The 16638-nt window shown below is 62.9% G+C and carries 18 protein-coding genes; 10 read left to right on the top strand and 8 right to left on the bottom strand.

Annotated elements, in window-relative coordinates; all coding sequences use genetic code 11:
• Positions 1 to 13: 13 nt before the first annotated feature.
• The 3 genes from cydB to J2X56_RS07100 all read left to right on the top strand — a co-directional run bounded on the left by cydB (position 14) and on the right by J2X56_RS07100 (position 1985).
• Positions 14 to 1153, top strand: a complete 1140-nt coding sequence (gene cydB / locus J2X56_RS07090; protein ID WP_134136067.1) for a cytochrome d ubiquinol oxidase subunit II — start codon at positions 14 to 16, stop codon at positions 1151 to 1153.
• Between the two features lie 36 nt (positions 1154 to 1189).
• Positions 1190 to 1360 carry a cytochrome bd-I oxidase subunit CydX gene (cydX, locus tag J2X56_RS07095; protein ID WP_008330178.1) on the top strand — a complete coding sequence of 57 codons (171 nt, stop codon included), beginning with the start codon at positions 1190 to 1192 and terminating at the stop codon, positions 1358 to 1360.
• Between the two features lie 103 nt (positions 1361 to 1463).
• A complete protein-coding gene (locus tag J2X56_RS07100) occupies positions 1464 to 1985 on the top strand; it encodes a DUF2867 domain-containing protein (RefSeq protein ID WP_209583796.1) in 522 nt (173 codons plus the stop codon).
• A 117-nt stretch (positions 1986 to 2102) separates the two neighbouring features.
• On the opposite strand, the gene J2X56_RS07105 is transcribed toward J2X56_RS07100, so the two are convergent.
• Both J2X56_RS07105 and J2X56_RS07110 read right to left on the bottom strand, forming a co-directional pair.
• Positions 2103 to 2537: an organic hydroperoxide resistance protein gene (locus tag J2X56_RS07105; protein WP_039785041.1), complete on the bottom strand. Its 435-nt coding sequence runs from the start codon at positions 2535 to 2537 to the stop codon at positions 2103 to 2105.
• Between the two features lie 239 nt (positions 2538 to 2776).
• A complete protein-coding gene (locus J2X56_RS07110) occupies positions 2777 to 3262 on the bottom strand; it encodes a MarR family winged helix-turn-helix transcriptional regulator (RefSeq protein WP_034331832.1) in 486 nt (161 codons plus the stop codon).
• A gap of 131 nt (positions 3263 to 3393) precedes the next feature.
• Here J2X56_RS07110 and earP point away from each other — a divergent pair, with 131 nt between their 5' ends.
• The gene (earP, locus tag J2X56_RS07115) at positions 3394 to 4587 is read left to right on the top strand and encodes an elongation factor P maturation arginine rhamnosyltransferase EarP (RefSeq protein WP_204726680.1); all 1194 of its coding nucleotides are present in this window, start codon (positions 3394 to 3396) and stop codon (positions 4585 to 4587) included.
• A gap of 121 nt (positions 4588 to 4708) precedes the next feature.
• Positions 4709 to 5284, top strand: a complete 576-nt coding sequence (locus J2X56_RS07120; RefSeq protein WP_017451702.1) for an elongation factor P — start codon at positions 4709 to 4711, stop codon at positions 5282 to 5284.
• A gap of 85 nt (positions 5285 to 5369) precedes the next feature.
• Here J2X56_RS07120 and J2X56_RS07125 read toward each other — a convergent pair whose 3' ends face one another.
• Positions 5370 to 6206 (bottom strand): FadR/GntR family transcriptional regulator, encoded by an 837-nt coding sequence (locus tag J2X56_RS07125; RefSeq protein WP_121042039.1) that lies wholly within the window; start codon positions 6204 to 6206, stop codon positions 5370 to 5372.
• A gap of 141 nt (positions 6207 to 6347) precedes the next feature.
• On the opposite strand from J2X56_RS07125, the gene denD reads away from it, so the two are divergent.
• A complete protein-coding gene (gene denD, locus J2X56_RS07130) occupies positions 6348 to 7322 on the top strand; it encodes a D-erythronate dehydrogenase (protein WP_034331837.1) in 975 nt (324 codons plus the stop codon).
• 79 nt (positions 7323 to 7401) lie between these two features.
• Here denD and mmsB read toward each other — a convergent pair whose 3' ends face one another.
• From mmsB to J2X56_RS07145, 3 genes are all read right to left on the bottom strand, one after another.
• Positions 7402 to 8295 (bottom strand): 3-hydroxyisobutyrate dehydrogenase, encoded by an 894-nt coding sequence (gene mmsB, locus J2X56_RS07135; protein WP_121042041.1) that lies wholly within the window; start codon positions 8293 to 8295, stop codon positions 7402 to 7404.
• Between the two features lie 10 nt (positions 8296 to 8305).
• Positions 8306 to 9814: a CoA-acylating methylmalonate-semialdehyde dehydrogenase gene (locus J2X56_RS07140; RefSeq protein WP_121042043.1), complete on the bottom strand. Its 1509-nt coding sequence runs from the start codon at positions 9812 to 9814 to the stop codon at positions 8306 to 8308.
• A 71-nt stretch (positions 9815 to 9885) separates the two neighbouring features.
• Positions 9886 to 11127, bottom strand: a complete 1242-nt coding sequence (locus J2X56_RS07145) for an ABC transporter substrate-binding protein (RefSeq protein ID WP_252695204.1) — start codon at positions 11125 to 11127, stop codon at positions 9886 to 9888.
• Positions 11128 to 11340: 213 nt separating this feature from the next.
• Between J2X56_RS07145 and J2X56_RS07150 the strand changes: the two genes are divergently transcribed.
• From J2X56_RS07150 to J2X56_RS07165, 4 genes are all read left to right on the top strand, one after another.
• Positions 11341 to 12258, top strand: coding sequence for a LysR family transcriptional regulator (locus tag J2X56_RS07150; protein ID WP_252695205.1), 918 nt, complete (start codon positions 11341 to 11343; stop codon positions 12256 to 12258).
• A 91-nt stretch (positions 12259 to 12349) separates the two neighbouring features.
• Complete coding sequence (locus J2X56_RS07155) at positions 12350 to 12931, top strand: DJ-1/PfpI family protein (protein WP_034329926.1); 582 nt, start codon at positions 12350 to 12352, stop codon at positions 12929 to 12931.
• Between the two features lie 153 nt (positions 12932 to 13084).
• Positions 13085 to 13672 (top strand): sigma-70 family RNA polymerase sigma factor, encoded by a 588-nt coding sequence (locus J2X56_RS07160; protein WP_310159179.1) that lies wholly within the window; start codon positions 13085 to 13087, stop codon positions 13670 to 13672.
• Entirely contained in the window at positions 13672 to 14052 is a 381-nt protein-coding gene (locus tag J2X56_RS07165) for a hypothetical protein (RefSeq protein ID WP_121042049.1), read from the top strand. The genes J2X56_RS07160 and J2X56_RS07165 overlap by 1 nt, the downstream gene beginning before the upstream one ends.
• Positions 14053 to 14081: 29 nt before the next feature.
• On the opposite strand, the gene J2X56_RS07170 is transcribed toward J2X56_RS07165, so the two are convergent.
• Together J2X56_RS07170 and J2X56_RS07175 are read right to left on the bottom strand one after the other, a co-directional pair.
• Entirely contained in the window at positions 14082 to 15335 is a 1254-nt protein-coding gene (locus J2X56_RS07170; RefSeq protein WP_121042051.1) for an NAD(P)/FAD-dependent oxidoreductase, read from the bottom strand.
• A gap of 2 nt (positions 15336 to 15337) precedes the next feature.
• Entirely contained in the window at positions 15338 to 16141 is an 804-nt protein-coding gene (locus J2X56_RS07175; protein WP_134136075.1) for an enoyl-CoA hydratase-related protein, read from the bottom strand.
• Positions 16142 to 16638: the final 497 nt, after the last annotated feature.

Raw genomic sequence — 16638 nt, forward strand, 5'->3', positions numbered from 1 at the left:
TGAGGAAAGCAGAATGATCTTCGATTACGAAACACTCAAGCTGATCTGGTGGGCCTTCGTGGGCGTACTCATCATCGGCTTCGCCCTGACCGACGGCTTCGACTTCGGCGTGGGCATGATGCTGCCCTTCGCCGGCAAGAACGACACCGAGCGCCGCATCCTGATCAACTCCATCGGCCCCACCTGGGAGGGCAACCAGACCTGGTTCATCACCGCCGGCGGTGCCACCTTCGCGGCCTGGCCACTGGTGTATGCGACGGCGTTCTCGGGCTTCTACATCGCCCTGATGATCTTGCTGTTTTCGCTGTTCTTCCGTCCGGTGGGCTTCGACTATCGCAGCAAGGTGGCCGATCCGCGCTGGCGCAATGCCTGGGACTGGGGACTGTTCATCGGTGGCTTCGTGCCGCCTCTGATCTGCGGCGTGGCTTTCGGCAACCTGCTGCTGGGTGTGCCCTTCCACTATGACGACACCATGCGCGTGGAATACACCGGCAGCTTCTTCGCACTGTTGAATCCCTTCGGCCTGCTGGCGGGCCTGCTGTCGGTAGCCATGCTGCTGATGCACGGTGCGGCCTTCGCCTTCGTCAAGACCGAGGCCGCCGTGGGCGAGCGTTCGCGCAAGATCGTCATCGGTGCGGCGCTGGTGACGGTGCTGCTGTTCGTGGCCGGCGGCTTCTGGGTGGCCCAGATGCCTGGTTATCGCATCACCTCCATGCCGGACGCCAACAGTGCCTTCACCCCCCTGGCCAAGACCGTGGAAGTGGTCGCCGGTGCCTGGTTCGACAACTATGCCAAGTGGCCCGTGACCAAGCTGTTCCCGGCGCTGGGCGTGGCCGGTGCGGTGCTGGCGGCATTGCTGGCGCTGGTGCGCAGTGCGCGCCTGGCCTTCATCGCCAGCGGGCTGTCGGTGACGGGCATCATCCTCACCGCCGGCATGTCGCTGTTCCCCTTCGTCATGCCCTCTTCGCTGGACGCCAAGAGCAGCCTGACCCTGTGGGATTCGGTCTCCAGCCACAAGACCCTGGGCCTGATGTTCTGGATGGTGCTGATCTTCCTGCCACTCATCATCGTCTATACCGGCTGGGTCTATCGCGTGGTCAAGGGCAAGGTCACCGCCCGCGACATCCACGAGAACGAACACACGGCGTATTGATTACGCGCAATCGCAAACTGCAACGAGGAGAACATCATGTGGTATTTCGCCTGGATACTCGGTATCGGCCTGGCCCTGGCCTTCGGCATCATCAACGTCATGTGGCTGGAAGCCAACTATGCCTTCGGCCGCCGCAAGGCCGAGGAAACCCACGAGCGCTTCGCCAGCGCCCGTGCGGCGGAAAAGCAGCGGCGCAACGGCAGGTAGGCTCGGGGATCGGATCCTCACGTGATCACATGATCGAGTGATCGCAGGAGCAAGGCCGGCAGCGTCGCTGCCGGCCTTTTTTTCAACTTGCCTGGAGACCATCATGCCTGCCTCCCCTGCCTCGCACACCGAAGAAGTCGCGCCCGCGCCGCGCCACTGGGCCTTGCTGCCAGGTGCCGGTTTCGCCGACAGTTACCGCATCCGCCTCACGCCGCAACTGGCGAAATTGAATTCGACCGAGATCGCAGCCCGCATGATGGCGACCCAGCCTGCCTGGGTCAGCGCATTGATCCGCTTGCGTGATCGCCTGATGGCGCCGCTGGGACTCAAGCAGGCCGGCGACCACGGCGGCGGGCCGGCCGGGTTTCCCCTGCTGCTGGCGGAACCGGCCAGGGTCGTGATGGGAATGGACGACCGCCACCTGGATTTCCGGCTGTGCGTCGAAAAGTCGCCGGCCGCGACCGGCCAGGCGGCAGATGAAGACCAGTGGCTCACCGTGACCACCGTGGTCCGCACCAAACGCCTGCTGGGCAAGGCCTATCTGGCGGCGATCATGCCCTTCCATCGCTGCATCGCGCGCAGTTTGCTGCTGGGGGTGGTGCGGGAGGAACGTCCGGCGCTTTGATCCGCATTCCGCAAATGAAAGAAAACGCCGCTGCGACCGGATGGACGCAGCGGCGTTTTCCTTCATGCTGACCGGCACAGGCAGGAAGCGCATAGGCTCCCGCCCGGCCTGCTGGCATTACACCAGGTTCAGGGTGACGTTGATGTTGTCACGGGTGGCGTTGGAGTACGGGCACACCTGGTGGGCCTTGTTCACCAGATCTTGCGCCACGGCCTGGTCGATGCCCGGCAGCGAGATGTTCAGCTCGGCTTCGATACCGAAACCGCCCGGGATCTGGCCGATGCCGACCTTGCCGGTGATGCTGGCATCCGCAGGCAGGGCCACCTTGGCCTGGCCGGCGACGAACTTCAGCGCGCCCAGGAAGCAAGCCGAGTAACCGGCAGCGAACAGCTGTTCCGGGTTGGTGCCGTTACCACCGGCGCCGCCCAGTTCCTTGGGGGTCGACAGCTTGACGTCCAGCACGCCGTCGGAGGACTTGGCCGAACCTTCACGGCCGCCAGTGGCGGTAGCGGTGGCGGTGTACAGGGCTTTTTCAATCTTGTTCGAAGGCATGGTATTTCCTTTCAAAGTTCAGGTTGTCGTCACCCTTGACGGGTTTCGTTCGAGGGGTGTGATGCCTAAAGATTCACTTTTGGTCATCACTGGCTTGCCAATCTCTTGCTGCTTCACTTGCGGTCTTGCTGATGTTTCTGGTGTTGCTGAGGTTGCGCTATTCAGTCCGGCTGCATCAACGATATAAATAATTAACTATATTATTGCGCACAATATAAAACACAAAGCTTGTTACATTTTCATTCATCTTCGGCATCGATCAGGCCCTTGCGGACCTGCTTCAGCTCCACCACCAGGGCCTTGATCTGGTCCAGCGCCGGCAGCATGCAACTCATCTGCTGCGGGACGGCCTTGGCCTTCTCACGCAATGCGCGGCCGCCATCGCTCAGGCTTACGACCACCCGGCGCTCATCGCCGGCATCGCGGTTGCGGTGAAGCAAACCCATGCTTTCCATGCGCTTGAGCAGCGGGGTCAGCGTACCAGAATCCAGGAACAGGCGCGTGCCCAGTTCCGAGACCGTGACGCCATCCTTTTCCCACAGCACCAGCATCACCAGGTATTGCGGATAGGTGATCTCCAGCGGGGCCAGGATCTTCTTGTAAGCCTTGGTCATGGCCAGCGACGCCGAATACATCGCAAAACACAGCTGGTTGTCGAGAAGCAGGGCTTCGTCGATCAGTGCGTCCGGGAGATTCGTGGTGTGCGTCTTGTCCATGTGCTGCATATTAAACTGCTCAAAATTGAATTGCAAGCTATTTAATTTGAAAAAATTTGTCGTTGTTGTTCATTTCGCTTCGTCGGTCCCTGCGCCAAGCCGGTATCATGCGGCCTGCATCCGCATTTTCCTGCATATCGATGAATTCCCACCCCAATCCCCTGCGCTCCCTGGACCTGTTCTGCAAGGTCGTCGACAACTATGGCGATATCGGCATCTGCTGGCGCCTGGCGCGGCAACTGGCGCATGAGCACGGGCTCGCGGTGCGGCTGTGGGTGGATGACCTGGTGAGCTTCCGGCGCATCTGGCCGACGGTGGACACGCTGGCCGATACACAAGAGGTCCGCGGCGTGACGGTGCAGCACTGGCGCGGCCAGGACGGCCTGTTCACGCCGGACGATGTGGCCGATATCGTCATTGAATTCTTCGGCTGCGAGATCCCGCCCGGCTACGTGGAAGCCATGGCGCAGCGCTCGCCCAAGCCGGTCTGGTTCAACCTGGAAGGCTTGTCCGCCGAAGCCTGGGTCGAGGGCTGCCACACCCTGCCCTCCCCGCATCGCTCGCTGAAACTGACCAAGTATTTCTTCTTCCCCGGCTTCAATGAGCGAACCGGCGGGCTCAGCTTCGAAGCCGACCTGCAAGCCCGGCGACAGGGCTTCCTGGCCAACAATGAAGGCCCGGCTTTCCTAGGTGGATTGGGCGTGACTGCGGCCGAAGCGCAAGCCTGCAAGGTCTCTCTGTTCTGCTACGACTACGCCCCGATTGCCGAATTGTTTGCAGCCTGGCAAGCCTCGCCCCTCGCGGTCACCTGCCTCGTGCCGGAAGGCGTAGGCCGCGCGGCGGTCGAGGCTTTCCTGAACGCACCGATGCGCGCCGGTACGGTGGCCACGCAGGGCGCACTGACGGTACGTGTGCTGCCCTTCGTGGCGCAGACCGATTACGACCGCTTGCTGTGGAGCTGCGACCTCAATTTCGTGCGAGGTGAAGATTCCTTCGCACGCGCCCAATGGGCCGGCCGCCCCTTCGTCTGGAACATCTATCACCAGGACAAGAACCTGCACCACACCAAGCTCAACGCCTTCCTGAAGATTTATGACCCGGCCACGCCCGCCGTCATCGACCTCAACCGGGCCTGGAACGGCGCTTATCCGGGCGAGCTTGACTGGCAGGCAAGCTGGCAGACGCTGCAGGCAGAGCTGCCGGCATTGTCGGGCCAGGCTGAACAATGGGTCCAGAAGCTGTTGGCAAATGGCGACTGGATGGACAATTTGCTCGGCTTCGCCCGCCGGCTCGCCCTGGAAGAGTGGAAGAGCACGGAAAATGGGTTAAAATAGCGGGCTACCGTTTTAACGCAGTTTGGAATTCAATCGTACGTGGGCTTGCGGTGAAGTTTTAGAAGTTTTACCAGTGGGCTACTGACAGTTTGAAAAAACCTACTTTTCACGACACATCGCTATGAAATTTGCAAAAGAAATCCGCGTCGGCAACATCATTATGGTCGACAGCAAGCCCATGATCGTCCTGCGCTCGGACGTCAACGGTTCTTCCCGTACCGGCTTCACCTACAAGTGGAAGATGAAGAACCTGCTGACCAACAGCCCGCAAGAAAGCGTCTTCCGTGGCGACGACAAGTTCGACGTCGTGGTACTGGACAAGAAGCCGGTGACCTATTCGTACTTCGCTGACCCGCTGTTCGTCTTCATGGACGAAGAGTACAACCAGTACGAAATCGAAGGCGAGAACATGGGCGACGCCATCGGCTACCTGAAGGACGGCATGCAGTGCGAAGCTGTCTTCTACGACGGCAAGGCCATCTCGGTCGAAATGCCGACCACCATCGTGCGCAAGGTTGCCTACTCGGAACCGGCCGTCAAGGGCAACACTTCGGGCAACGTCCTGAAGGAAGCCAAGATCGAAAACGCCATCGAAGCCAACCAGATCACCGTGATGGTGCCGCTGTTCGTGAGCCAGGATGACGACATCGAAATCGACACCCGCACCAACGAGTACAAGAAGGTCGTGCGCGGCTGATCGTTAGCCGATGCCAATAAAAAAACGCTGCCTGGTGCAGCGTTTTTTTATGCCTGTTTTACGGGCAAGAGATGAAGCCTGAAGCTCATCCCCCTTCCCTCACCCGCGCCAGGTCCCGCGCCGCCGCCTGTCCTTCCGCGCTGGCCCAGAAGGCCTTGTCAGCCGCCTGCAGGCGCAGTGCCGACTGCTCCATATGGCGCAAGGCCGCTGCCCGCGCGGCCTCGGCATTGCCATCATTGATCGCTTGTGCCAGCGCCGCATGTTCGGCGCGTACCTGCTGCACGAACTCATTGCTGCGCGCTTCGTTCATGCGCGACACGCGGATGGCTGCATGCAGGAACTGGCTCAGGAACTGCACCAGCGAGGTGTAGAGCGGATTGTGCGAGGCATTGGAAATGGCGGCATGGAAGGCGAAATCCTCCTGCACGCCATCGCGCCCCGCCGCAGCCGCTGCATCGATGGCCTGCAAGGCCTGCTGGATCGCCAGGTTCTGCGCGCGCGTGCGGCGCTGCGCCGCCAGGGCAGCCATCTCCCCTTCCACCCCGCGCCGCAGTTCGATCACCCGCAGCACCGCCTGGATGGAGTCGCGCCCATCATCCACATTCAGGTCCAGCCGGAAGGGCGTGGCCTGCGTCACCGGCAGCACCACCGTGCCACTGCCCCGGCGCGAACCGACCAGCCCCTCGGACTTCAAGCGTGAAATGGCTTCGCGGATCACCGTGCGGCTCACTGAAAATCGTTCGGTCAACTCCATCTCCGAAGGCAAGCGCGCATCCGGGGCGAATTCCCCGCTGCGGATCTGCTGTGCCAGTACGCTGGTGACATGGTCGGCCAGCGTGGTCTTGCCGCGCGCGGCAGCGGCCATGGAGGCGAGCGCCGACGCCTGCGGCCTGGAGGAGGAGGATGTCTTCATGGCGCGCATGATACCGCGCAGGCATCGGCTTTTGTGACTTCCGCTTCATATTCTCAAAGTTGTATTACAACTTCCGCTATAATGCGCTGCACGGGTTTCGCTCAAGCGTTCATATCCCCCTATTCCGACGACAGATCACGAGGAGAACACATGCATATCGTCATTACCGGCGGCGCCGGCTTCCTGGGCAGCCGACTGGCGCGCCAGCTGCTGCAACGCGGCACCCTGACCGGCCGCGACGGCCAGCCGCAAGAGATCAAGCGCATCACCCTGCTGGACGTGGTTCCGGCCCAGGGTTTCACCGATCCGCGCATCGAAGCCGTCACCGGCGACATCGCCGACGCCGCCGTGATCGAGCGCGTCATCACGCCCGAGACGCAGTCCATCTTCCACCTGGCCGCCATCGTCAGCGGTCACGCCGAGGCCGATTTCGACCTGGGCATGAAGATCAACTTCGATGCCACCCGCGTCATCCTGGAGCGCGCCCGTGCCCTGGGTACCAAGCCACGCGTGGTCTTCACCAGTTCAGTGGCGGTGTTCGGCGGCGAACTGCCGGCCGTGGTCCCCGACAACACCCTGCTGATGCCGCAAAGCTCCTACGGTGCGCAAAAGGTCATGGGTGAACTGCTGGTGCAGGATTATTCGCGCAAGGGCTTCATCGACGGCCGTGCGCTGCGCATGCCGACCATTTCGGTGCGTCCGGGCGCGCCCAACAAGGCGGCCTCCAGCTTCGCTTCGGGCATCATCCGCGAGCCGCTCAATGGCCAGCCCTCGGTCTGCCCGGTCACGCCCGATACGCGCATGTGGCTGATGTCGCCGCGCCAGGCCATCGCCAACCTGATCCACGGCCATGAAATCAATGGCGCTGACCTGGGCCTGGCCCGCTTCCTCTCCATCGACGGCCTGTGCGTGACCGTCAAGGACATGGTCGAAGCCCTGGAACAGGTCGCCGGCAAGGAAGTGGTGCAGCTGATCGAATGGAAGGAAGACGAAGCCATCAAACGCATCGTCAATTCCTGGCCCGGTGCCTTCGAAGCCAAGCGCGCCAAGGCGCTGGGCTTTACGGCCGATGCCAATTTCGCCGACATCATCCGGGCCCACATCGAGGATGAAGTGAAGAAATAAGCTGCACATCAGCACGCAGAAAAACGAAGGGACAGCCCCGCAAGAGGCTGTCCCTTTTTGCTGCCTGGGTGATACGGATTTACTGCGCCTTGCCCAGCATGTTGAAGATGCTGGAGAAGTCCAGCTTGCCTGCCCCGTTCATGCTGTGGATGTCGTACAGATTGCGTGCCGTCGAACCCAACGGAATGGCGCAGTTGGTGGCCAGCGCATTCTCCACGGCCAGCCCCAGGTCCTTGAGCATCAAATCCACGCCGAAGCCGCCCGCATACCCCTTGGAGGCCGGTGCCGTTTCCATCACGCCGGGGCAAGGGTTGTAGACCTCCAGCGTCCAGTTGCGGCCCGAGCTCTTGGACATGATTTCCGAGAGCACCTTGGGATCCATGCCATTGGCCATCCCCAGGCGGATCGCTTCCGACGTTCCGATCATGAGGATGCCCAGCAGCATGTTGTTGCAGACCTTGACGGTCTGACCGCTGCCGCTTTCACCTGCGTGATAGATTGCTTTCCCCATCTTCTGCAAATAAGGCTGGGCGGCCTCGAAGGCCTCCTTGCTGCCGCCCACCATGAAGGTCAGCGTGCCCGCCGTCGCCCCGTTGGTGCCCCCGGAGACGGGCGCATCCAGCATCTCGAAGCCGCGCGCCTTGGCCGCTGCCGCCACCTTGCGCGCCGCTTCCGGAGCAATGGTGGAACAATCGATCAAGAGCGCGCCCGGCTTGGCCGAGGCCAGCACCCCGGCATCGCCCAGGTAGAGCGATTCCACGTGACGGCTGGCTGGCAGCATGGTGATGACCACGTCGGCCTTGGCCACGGCCGCCATGGAGTCGGCCTCGGTCTTGCCGCCGACCTCCACCAGCTTGTCCACGCTGGCCTTGACCAGGTCGTGTCCGCTGACCGAAAAACCGGCCTTGACCAGATTCTGCGCCATCGGCAAACCCATATTGCCCAGGCCGATGAAGACGATGTTGGCGCTCATGCTGCTCTCCTTACTTCAGGGTGATGGTGGTGTTGACCTGGCCGGCTTCTTCATCGGGCGCGTACCAGCGGGCGGTGACGGTCTTGGTCTGGGTCCAGAAGGTCACGGCCTGCTTGCCGTTGGGGCCGAGGTCGCCCAGCTTGGAAGCGCGCGAACCGGTGAAGCTGAAGTAGGCCACCGGCACGGGGATGGGCACGTTGATGCCGACCTGGCCGACGTCGATCTCGTTCTGGAACTTGCGCGCCGCATAGCCCGAGCTGGTGAAGATGGAAGTACCGTTGCCGTTGGGGTTGGCGTTGATGAAGGCAATGGCTTCATCGAGGGTTTCCAGTTCGACGATGCACATGGCCGGGCCAAAGATTTCCTGGGCGTAGATGTCCATCTCGGGCTTGACGCCGGTGAAGACGGTCGGTCCCACGAAGTTGCCGTTCTCGCTGCCGGCCACCTTGCAATTGCGGCCGTCCAGCAGCAACTTGGCGCCCTGCTCCACGCCGCTGGCGATGAGGCGTTCGACACGTTCCTTGGCCGCCTTGGAGACCAGCGGGCCGACATCGGCCTTGCGGTCGGTGCCGGGTCCGACCTTCATGGCCTTGGAGCGTTCGACGATCTCGGGAATCCATTCGCGTGTCTGGCCCACCAGCACCACCACCGAATTGGCCATGCAGCGCTGGCCGGCCGCACCGAAGGCCGCACCCAGCAGGTTGTTGATGGCCTGGTCCTTGGGGGCATCGGGCAAGACGATGCAGTGGTTCTTGGCGCCCATCATGCACTGGGCGCGCTTGCCGGCTTCGCTGGCGCGGCGATAGATGTGGGTGCCGACATGGGTGGAACCGATGAAGGACACCGCCTTGATGTCGGGATGGTCGCAGATCATGTTGGCCACGTCCGGACCGCCATGCACCACGTTCAACACGCCCGGCGGCAGGCCGGCCTGGTTGGCCAGCTCGACCAGGAACAGCGAGGAAGTCGGGTCCTGCTCGGAGGGCTTCAACACGAAGGTATTGCCGCAGGCCACGGCGATGGGGAACATGAAGCAAGGCAGCATCACCGGGAAGTTGAAGGCGGTGATGCCCGCCCCCACGCCGAGCGGCTGGTAGAGCGTGTAGACGTCCACGCCGCCGGCCACGTTCTCGGCCAGTTCGCCCAGCTGCAGCGAGGTGATGGAGCAGGCATGTTCCACCACTTCCAGGCCGCGCATGACTTCGCCTTCGGCGTCCGGCAGGGTCTTGCCGTGTTCGCGAGTGATCAGTTCGGCCAGCGGGGCGATGTTCTCGCGCAGCAGTTGCTGGAACTTCAGCATGATGCGCATGCGCTGCGCCAGTGAAGTATTGCGCCAGGTCTTGAAGGTTTCCTTGGCGTTGGCCACGGCCCGGTCCACTTCTTCCTTGGTGGCGAAGGGCACGCGCGCCACCACTTCCTGGGTGGCCGGGTTCAGCACGTCGCGCCACTCCTTGGAAGTGGACTGCACCTTTTCACCGTTGAGGTACAGGGGAACGTTGGGGATGTTGGCTTGGCTCATTGCAATTTCCATTGTGAAGAGGTGAACAGGATGGGGAGAGCAAGGCCGGGAGCAGCTCCCGGCCACAGGCATTACTGCTTGACCAGCGGGCAGGCCGCGTCCATCGGACGGAAGGCCTGCTGGGCCGGGATCACCGACAGCAGCTTCAGGTAATCCCACGGCGCCTTGGACTCGGCCGGGGTCTTGACCTGGTACAGGTACATGTCGTGGATCACGCGGCCATCCGGACGGATGGAGGCATTGCGCATGACGGCGTCGGAGATCGGAATTTCTCGCATCTTCTGCGCCACCACTTTCCAGTCCGAGGTCTTGGCGGCCGCGCGCGCCTTCAGGAACTGGTAGACGCTGGAATAGACACCGGCCTGCACCATGGTCGGCTTGATGTTCTTGAACTGCGCTTCGAAACGCTTGGAGAAGGCGCGGGTCTGCTCGTCGTAATCCCAGTAGAAGCCATCGGTATAGACCAGGCCTTGCGCGGCCTCCAACCCCAGCGCATGTACGTCAGACAGGAACACCAGCAGCGCCACCAGGCGCTGGTCCTTGCCGCCGACGGCAAAGGAACGGGCCTGCTTGATGGCGTTGACCACATCGGTGCCGCCGTTGGCCAGCCCGATCACCTGGGCCTTGGAGGCCTGCGCCTGCAGCAGGAAGGAGGAAAAGTCCGAGGCATTGAGCGGATGGCGCACCGAACCCACCACCGTACCGCCATTGGCCTTGACCACATCGGACGCATCCTTCTCCAGCGAATGGCCGAAGGCGTAGTCCACCGTCACGAAGTACCAGGACTTGTTGCCCAGCTTGGTCAGCGCCGCTGCCGCACCGGCCGCTTGCGAGTAGGTGTCGAACATCCAGTGGAAACCGTTGGTGGCGCATTCGGCCGTCGTCAGCGCACCGGTGGCCGGGCCGCTGTACATGGCGATGCCGCCCTTTTCCTTGATCAGCTTCTGCACCGCCAGCGCCACCGAGGAATTGGTGAGATCGGCGATGGCCTCGACCTTGTCGCGGTCCAGCCATTCGCGGGCGCGCGTCACGCCGACGTCGGGCTTGTTCTGGTTGTCGGCCGAGAGGATCTCGATCTTCATGCCCTTGCACTCATTCTTGAGGCAGTCTTCCACCGCCATTTTGGCGGCCACCACCGAACCCTGGCCGCCCATGGCCGAGTAGGGGCCTGACATGTCGGTGAGCACGCCGATCTTGACGGTGTTGGCATCCTGGGCAAGGGCGGGAATGGCGGTCATCGCAGTGGTGGCCAGCGACACCGTACAGGCCACGGCAGCAGCCGTGAGGGAACGGCCGAAAGCGTTCTTGGACATCTTGTCTCCTTGATCTTGTGATTGTTGTCGGACCTGCCCGCGTTCATGGACGCCGGGTCTTGCCGTTGTCTCCTGCCGTCTGTCGCCTCTGTCTTCCCGGGCGGCATCACGGCCCCGCTATTCTGCATGTGCGTATTTACCGATACAATAACCACAAAGACAAAACGCTTTTGCATTTATGCACATCGGCGGCGATGCAACCATGGAGACCACATGCTGGACTGGGACAACCTCAGGATCTTTCTCGAACTCACCCGCAGCCAGGGCCTGGTGGATGCCGCCAAGAAGCTGGGCATCGACCATTCCACCGTCTCGCGGCGCATGAAGCGCTTCGAGGAGCAGGTCGGCAGCCAGCTGTTCGACCGCAACAACCACGGCTACAAGCTCACCGCCGACGGCTACCGGCTGGTGGAATATGCCGAGCAGGTCGAAAGCACTCTCTATGCCGCCACCGAAGAACTGGGCGGACACAACAGCAAGCTCTCCGGCCAGGTCCGGCTGGGCGCGACCGAAGGCTTCGGCACCTTCGTGCTGGCACCGCACATCGCGCATTTCTGCGCCCGCAATCCCCACATCACGGTGGACATGCTGCCGATGCCGCGTTTCGTGAATCTGTCCAAGCATGAGGCCGACATCAGCGTGTCGATCGAACGGCCGCTGTCGGGTAATTACGTGGTCACAAAACTGTCCGACTATGTCCTGAAGCTTTATGCTTCACGTGAGTACTTGGCCAGGCACGCGCCGATTCACACCATGGATGACCTGGCGCAACACAACTTCATCGGCTACATCGATGACCTGGTCTTCAGTGAAGAATTGCGCTACAAGGATACGGTGGCGCCGGACGCTTTCCGAGCCTTCCGCAGCACCAGCGTGGTAGCGCAATACACGGCGGCCTGCGCCGGCCGCGCGCTGGCGATCCTGCCCTGCTTCCTGGCGCAGCAGTCCGACGAGCTGGTGCCGGTGCTGCCTGAACAGATCGCCATCACCCGCACCTTCTGGCTGGTGGCTTCCAGCGAGCAGCGCCATGTGGCGCGGGTATCAGCCCTGTGGAGCTACCTGCGCGACTGCGTGGAGCTCAACCGCGACTTCCTGATGGGGCAGTCGCGCCGGATGCGCTGGCTGGAGTGAATCCTGCCCAAGCCATCCCGCAACAAGATGTGTTTCAACCCGGCCGCCCGGTCCCTCCCCGCGCCGGCGGCCTTATCCCAAGGAGATGACGATGGCTGCAAAGAAAATCCTGCTCTTGACCGGTGATTTCGCCGAGGATTATGAAACCATGGTGCCTTTCCAGGCCCTGCAGATGGTCGGCCACACGGTACACGCGGTCTGCCCCGGCAAGAAAGCCGGCGACAAGATCAAAACCGCCATCCACGACTTCGAAGGCGACCAGACCTATACCGAGAAGCCCGGCCACCAGTTCGCCCTCAACGCCAGCTTCGACGACGTCAGCGCGGCAGGCTATGACGCGCTGGTAGTGGCCGGTGGCCGCGCCCCGGAATACCTGCGCCTGAACCCCAAGGTGATCGAGCTGGTGCAAGCCTTCGCCAAGGCTGACAAGCCCATCGCCGCGGTCTGCCACGGTCCGCAGGTGCTGGCTGCGGCGGGCGTGCTGGAAGGCAAGAAGGTCTCGGCCTATCCGGCTTGCGCGCCGGAAGTGAAGCTGGCCGGCGGGCAATTCGCCGATATTGCCGTGGATGCCGCCATCACCGACGGCAAACTGGTCACGGCACCGGCCTGGCCCGCACATCCGGCGTGGCTGGCGCAGTTCCTGCAGGTGCTGGGCACGCGCATCGAACTGTAAGGGCTGGAGCCTCAGGCGGGGAGCGGCTTGCAGGGCCATGGCTCCCCGCGCAAACCCGCTGGTTTTGCTTGTTTCTTCATTTCCTCTTCGCAGTTCCCCCCCATTTTTTCCTGCCGAGCCACAATATGCCCTGAGAACAACCGTCTTCAGGGCATGCAGCCCATTTCCACCCTCTCCCCGATGAGCGACCAGGACCGCGAGATCACCGCCACCGTCATGCGCGAACGCAGCCGGCTGGGCGGCTTCATCCGCCGCCGGGTGGCCGACGCCGGCGAGGCCGAAGACATCCTGCAGGAAGTGTTCTACGAGTTCGTCCAGGCCTACCGCCTGCCGGAGCCGATCGAGCAGGTCAGCGCCTGGTTGTTCCGCGTGGCGCGCAACCGCATCATCGACCGCTTCCGCAAGAAGAAGGAAGAGCCCTTGCCCGAGGCGCACGACATCGAGCAAGTCGAGGGTGGCGAAGACAGCTGGCGGCTGGACCTGGTGCTGCCGGCCAGCGACGGCGGCCCGGAAGCGGCCTATGCCCGTGCGGCGCTGATCGAGGCCTTGCAGGCGGCACTGGACGAATTGCCGCCAGCGCAGCGCGAGGTCTTCATCGCCCACGAACTCGATGGCCTCAGTTTCAAGGAAATGGCTGCTGCCAGTGGCAACAGCCTCAATACCCTGCTGGCGCGCAAGCGCTATGCAGTCCTGCATCTGCGCGAGCGCTTGCAGGCGGTTTATGACGAATTGGAGATGTAATGGAACAGAACGACATGCCTCAAAATCCGCCCACCCCGGCACGCCGCGATCGTGGCTTCCGTGGCGGGCGTGATCCGCGCCGCTGGGGCGTGAAACTGCTGCTGTGCCTGCTGTGCTTGCCCCTGCTGGGCGTGGTGGTGATGCTGCTGTGGAACTGGGTGATGCCGCCGATCTTCCCGGGCGTAGCCGAGATCGGCTTCTGGCGGGCGCTGGGATTGCTGGTGCTGTGCCGGGTGCTGTTCGGCGGTTTCCGCGGGCGGCATGGTGGTTGGCATGAGAAGCGCCGCTTCATGCAGGCGCGCTGGGAAGCGATGACGCCCGAGGAACGCGAACGCTGCCAGCGCCGCGGCCGCCTGTTCTGCCGCGAAGAGCGCAAGTGAAGGAAAACGTCTTCCCGGGTTGAACGCGATCAGCCCAGGGCCGAGGGCTGGGGTGCGATGTTCCAGTCGCGCTCCTGCAAGCCAATCGACGTGAAGGGATCGACCAAAGTGCCGGCCACCATCCGCGCCAACATTTGCGGTGCGGGCGGCACTACCGACAAGCGCGCCGCCAATTGGTCGCGCACCCACGGCAACCACACCGAATCGGACTGGTAGAACGGCGTGAACATCGCCGACATCGCCTGGAAGGTCCGCACGTGGCGGCGTCGCGAGGCGGCATAGCGCGGCAGCGCTTGTTGCAGCGTATCGGACTGCTGCAGGGCATGAATCAGCGCCCGTGCATCGAGCAAGGCCATGTTGGCCCCCTGCCCCAGCTGCGGGCTGGTGGAGTGGGCAGCGTCGCCGATGATGGCCAGCCGCTGGCCATAGGGCGAAGGCAGGGTGTGATGGCCGTAGCGCGCCAGCGTCATCTGTTCGAAGCCATCGATCTGGGCCAGATAGGGTTCACATTCCGGCCACAGCGCATGAATTCCCTCCTTCCATGCGTCCAGCCCTCGTTGCTTGAGCTGCTCCACCTGGTCCGGCTTGGTACTCCAGAAGAAGGCCACCATGGGATCATCCTGCTGCCTCGGGCGACCGATGGGCAGCACCCCGATCATGGTGCTGGCGCGGCGATAGCGCTGTACCAGCGAATTCACACCGAACGACAGGCCGGGCTGGGCGCGCAAGGAAACCCAGAAGGCACCATAAGGCAAGCGCTTCGGCTCGCAGGTATTGAGCGCGTGGCGGCGCAGCAGCGAACGGGCACCACTGGCATCGATGACCAGATCGAAGGGACCGATGCGGCGGCCATCCGCAGTGCTCAGGCTGGCACCTGCGCTGCCCTGTTCCAGGCCGTTGATCTCATGGCCGGTTTCGGCTTCGATCCCTTCCCGTTGCGCTGCTTCCTGCAGGACGCCGAACAGGGCCGCACGATGGACCGCAATGCCATAGCGTCCTCCGCGCACGGCGTCATACCGCACATCCAGCACCGTCTTGCCGTTGCGGGCGTCGGCCCCGTAGAGGCGGTCGATGCGCTGGCCCAGCGCGGCGATGCGCGAGAACAGGCCCAGGTCTTCCAGTACCGTCAGTCCCGTGGGCTGCAGGATCAGGCCGGAACCGACGGGCGCGGCCGTAACGAAGCGCTCCAGCAAGGTGACGCGATGGCCGGCGCGCTTGAGATAGAGCGCCATGGCCAATCCGGCCGGACCGGCACCGGCGATGGCTACGTGCATGGATTTCATGTTTATCCTGCTGAAGATGAAGCGCGTGTCCAGGCCGGGGCGTCTTTTTCGAGGAAGGCGCGCAGGCCCTCCCGCCCTTCCGGGGAGGCGCGCAGGTCGGCGATGACGCCGGCCGTATATTCCGCCAGTTCAGGCGTGACCTGCAGCGGATTGGCGACCTGCACCAGTTGCTTGGCGGCGCGCATGGCCTGTGGTCCATTGGCCAGCAAGGCATCGATCACTTGCAGCACCTTGGCATCCAGTTCCTGGGCCAGCACCACTTCATGCACCAGGCCAATGGCGGCGGCGCGGATGGCCGAGAAACGCTCGCCAGAGACGAAGAAGCGGCGCGCCTGCGATACGCCCATCTTGGCGATCACGTACGGGCTGATGGCGGCAGGAGCCAGGCCCAGCTTGACTTCGGAAAGCGCAAAGAAGGCCGCCTCGGAAGCCACCACGATGTCGCAGCACGAGACCAGACCGACACCGCCGCCCATCACCGCGCCCTGGACCTTGGCCACCGTCGGCGCCGGGAAGCTGTTGAGGGTTTCCATCAGCAAGGCCAGCTTGCGGGCATCGCGCAGATTGTCATCGCGCGAGGCATCGGCCATGCGGCGCATCCAGGCCAGGTCGGCACCGGCGGAGAAGGACTTGCCGGTGGAGGCCAGCAGCAGGACGCGAGTACGCTTGTCGTCACGCGCCTCGTTGATGAGGTCGATCAGGTGGGCGATCAGTTGATCGTCGAAAGCATTGTGGACATCAGGGCGATTGAGGGTCAGCGTGGCCAGGCCACGCGGGTCGATGTCGAGATGGGCGGCTGCGGTCATGAAGGCTCCTGCGGTAAGGTTTGACGGGAGGATAGCGCAAAATGCCGGGGGAAAATGTTACTGGGGAGACAAATGCACTTTGGGGCAGCAAACAAACAAGCCCGCTTGCGCGGGCTTTCGGTCGGCTGGATTGGCTTGGATTGCGTCAGGTGCGCGCTCAACAGTCTTCTAACGCTCGCGGCGCGAGCGAGGGATTCGCCCACGTGCCGCGGGCCCGGTTTCGCTTGCAAGCGAAACCTTTCGAATCCCCCCCGCGATGTGCTCAAGCACATCGCTAGGCGCCGCCAAATAAAAAAGCCCGCTTGCGCGGGCTTTCGGTTGACTGGGTTGGCTTGGATCGCGTCAGGTGCGCGCTCTACAGTCCTCTAACGCTCGCTGCGCGAGCGAGGGATTCGCCCACGTGCCGCGGGCCCGGTTTCGCTTGCAAGCGAAACCTTTCGAATCCCCCCGCGATGTGCTCAAGCACATCGCTAGGCGCCGCCAAACAAAAAAGCCCG

This window comes from Herbaspirillum sp. 1173, from assembly GCF_031455335.1.
Taxonomy (GTDB): Bacteria; Pseudomonadota; Gammaproteobacteria; order Burkholderiales; family Burkholderiaceae_D; genus Herbaspirillum; species Herbaspirillum huttiense.

What these genes read in the sequence shown, in the direction of transcription:
- cydB (WP_134136067.1), top strand. Translation starts at nt 14, where the DNA reads ATGATCTTCGATTACGAAACACTCAAGCTGATCTGGTGGGCCTTCGTG.
- cydX (WP_008330178.1), top strand. Translation starts at nt 1,190, where the DNA reads ATGTGGTATTTCGCCTGGATACTCGGTATCGGCCTGGCCCTGGCCTTC.
- J2X56_RS07100 (WP_209583796.1), top strand. Translation starts at nt 1,464, where the DNA reads ATGCCTGCCTCCCCTGCCTCGCACACCGAAGAAGTCGCGCCCGCGCCG.
- J2X56_RS07105 (WP_039785041.1), bottom strand. Translation starts at nt 2,537, where the DNA reads ATGCCTTCGAACAAGATTGAAAAAGCCCTGTACACCGCCACCGCTACC.
- J2X56_RS07110 (WP_034331832.1), bottom strand. Translation starts at nt 3,262, where the DNA reads ATGCAGCACATGGACAAGACGCACACCACGAATCTCCCGGACGCACTG.
- earP (WP_204726680.1), top strand. Translation starts at nt 3,394, where the DNA reads ATGAATTCCCACCCCAATCCCCTGCGCTCCCTGGACCTGTTCTGCAAG.
- J2X56_RS07120 (WP_017451702.1), top strand. Translation starts at nt 4,709, where the DNA reads ATGAAATTTGCAAAAGAAATCCGCGTCGGCAACATCATTATGGTCGAC.
- J2X56_RS07125 (WP_121042039.1), bottom strand. Translation starts at nt 6,206, where the DNA reads ATGCGCGCCATGAAGACATCCTCCTCCTCCAGGCCGCAGGCGTCGGCG.
- denD (WP_034331837.1), top strand. Translation starts at nt 6,348, where the DNA reads ATGCATATCGTCATTACCGGCGGCGCCGGCTTCCTGGGCAGCCGACTG.
- mmsB (WP_121042041.1), bottom strand. Translation starts at nt 8,295, where the DNA reads ATGAGCGCCAACATCGTCTTCATCGGCCTGGGCAATATGGGTTTGCCG.
- J2X56_RS07140 (WP_121042043.1), bottom strand. Translation starts at nt 9,814, where the DNA reads ATGAGCCAAGCCAACATCCCCAACGTTCCCCTGTACCTCAACGGTGAA.
- J2X56_RS07145 (WP_252695204.1), bottom strand. Translation starts at nt 11,127, where the DNA reads ATGTCCAAGAACGCTTTCGGCCGTTCCCTCACGGCTGCTGCCGTGGCC.
- J2X56_RS07150 (WP_252695205.1), top strand. Translation starts at nt 11,341, where the DNA reads ATGCTGGACTGGGACAACCTCAGGATCTTTCTCGAACTCACCCGCAGC.
- J2X56_RS07155 (WP_034329926.1), top strand. Translation starts at nt 12,350, where the DNA reads ATGGCTGCAAAGAAAATCCTGCTCTTGACCGGTGATTTCGCCGAGGAT.
- J2X56_RS07160 (WP_310159179.1), top strand. Translation starts at nt 13,085, where the DNA reads ATGCAGCCCATTTCCACCCTCTCCCCGATGAGCGACCAGGACCGCGAG.
- J2X56_RS07165 (WP_121042049.1), top strand. Translation starts at nt 13,672, where the DNA reads ATGGAACAGAACGACATGCCTCAAAATCCGCCCACCCCGGCACGCCGC.
- J2X56_RS07170 (WP_121042051.1), bottom strand. Translation starts at nt 15,335, where the DNA reads ATGAAATCCATGCACGTAGCCATCGCCGGTGCCGGTCCGGCCGGATTG.
- J2X56_RS07175 (WP_134136075.1), bottom strand. Translation starts at nt 16,141, where the DNA reads ATGACCGCAGCCGCCCATCTCGACATCGACCCGCGTGGCCTGGCCACG.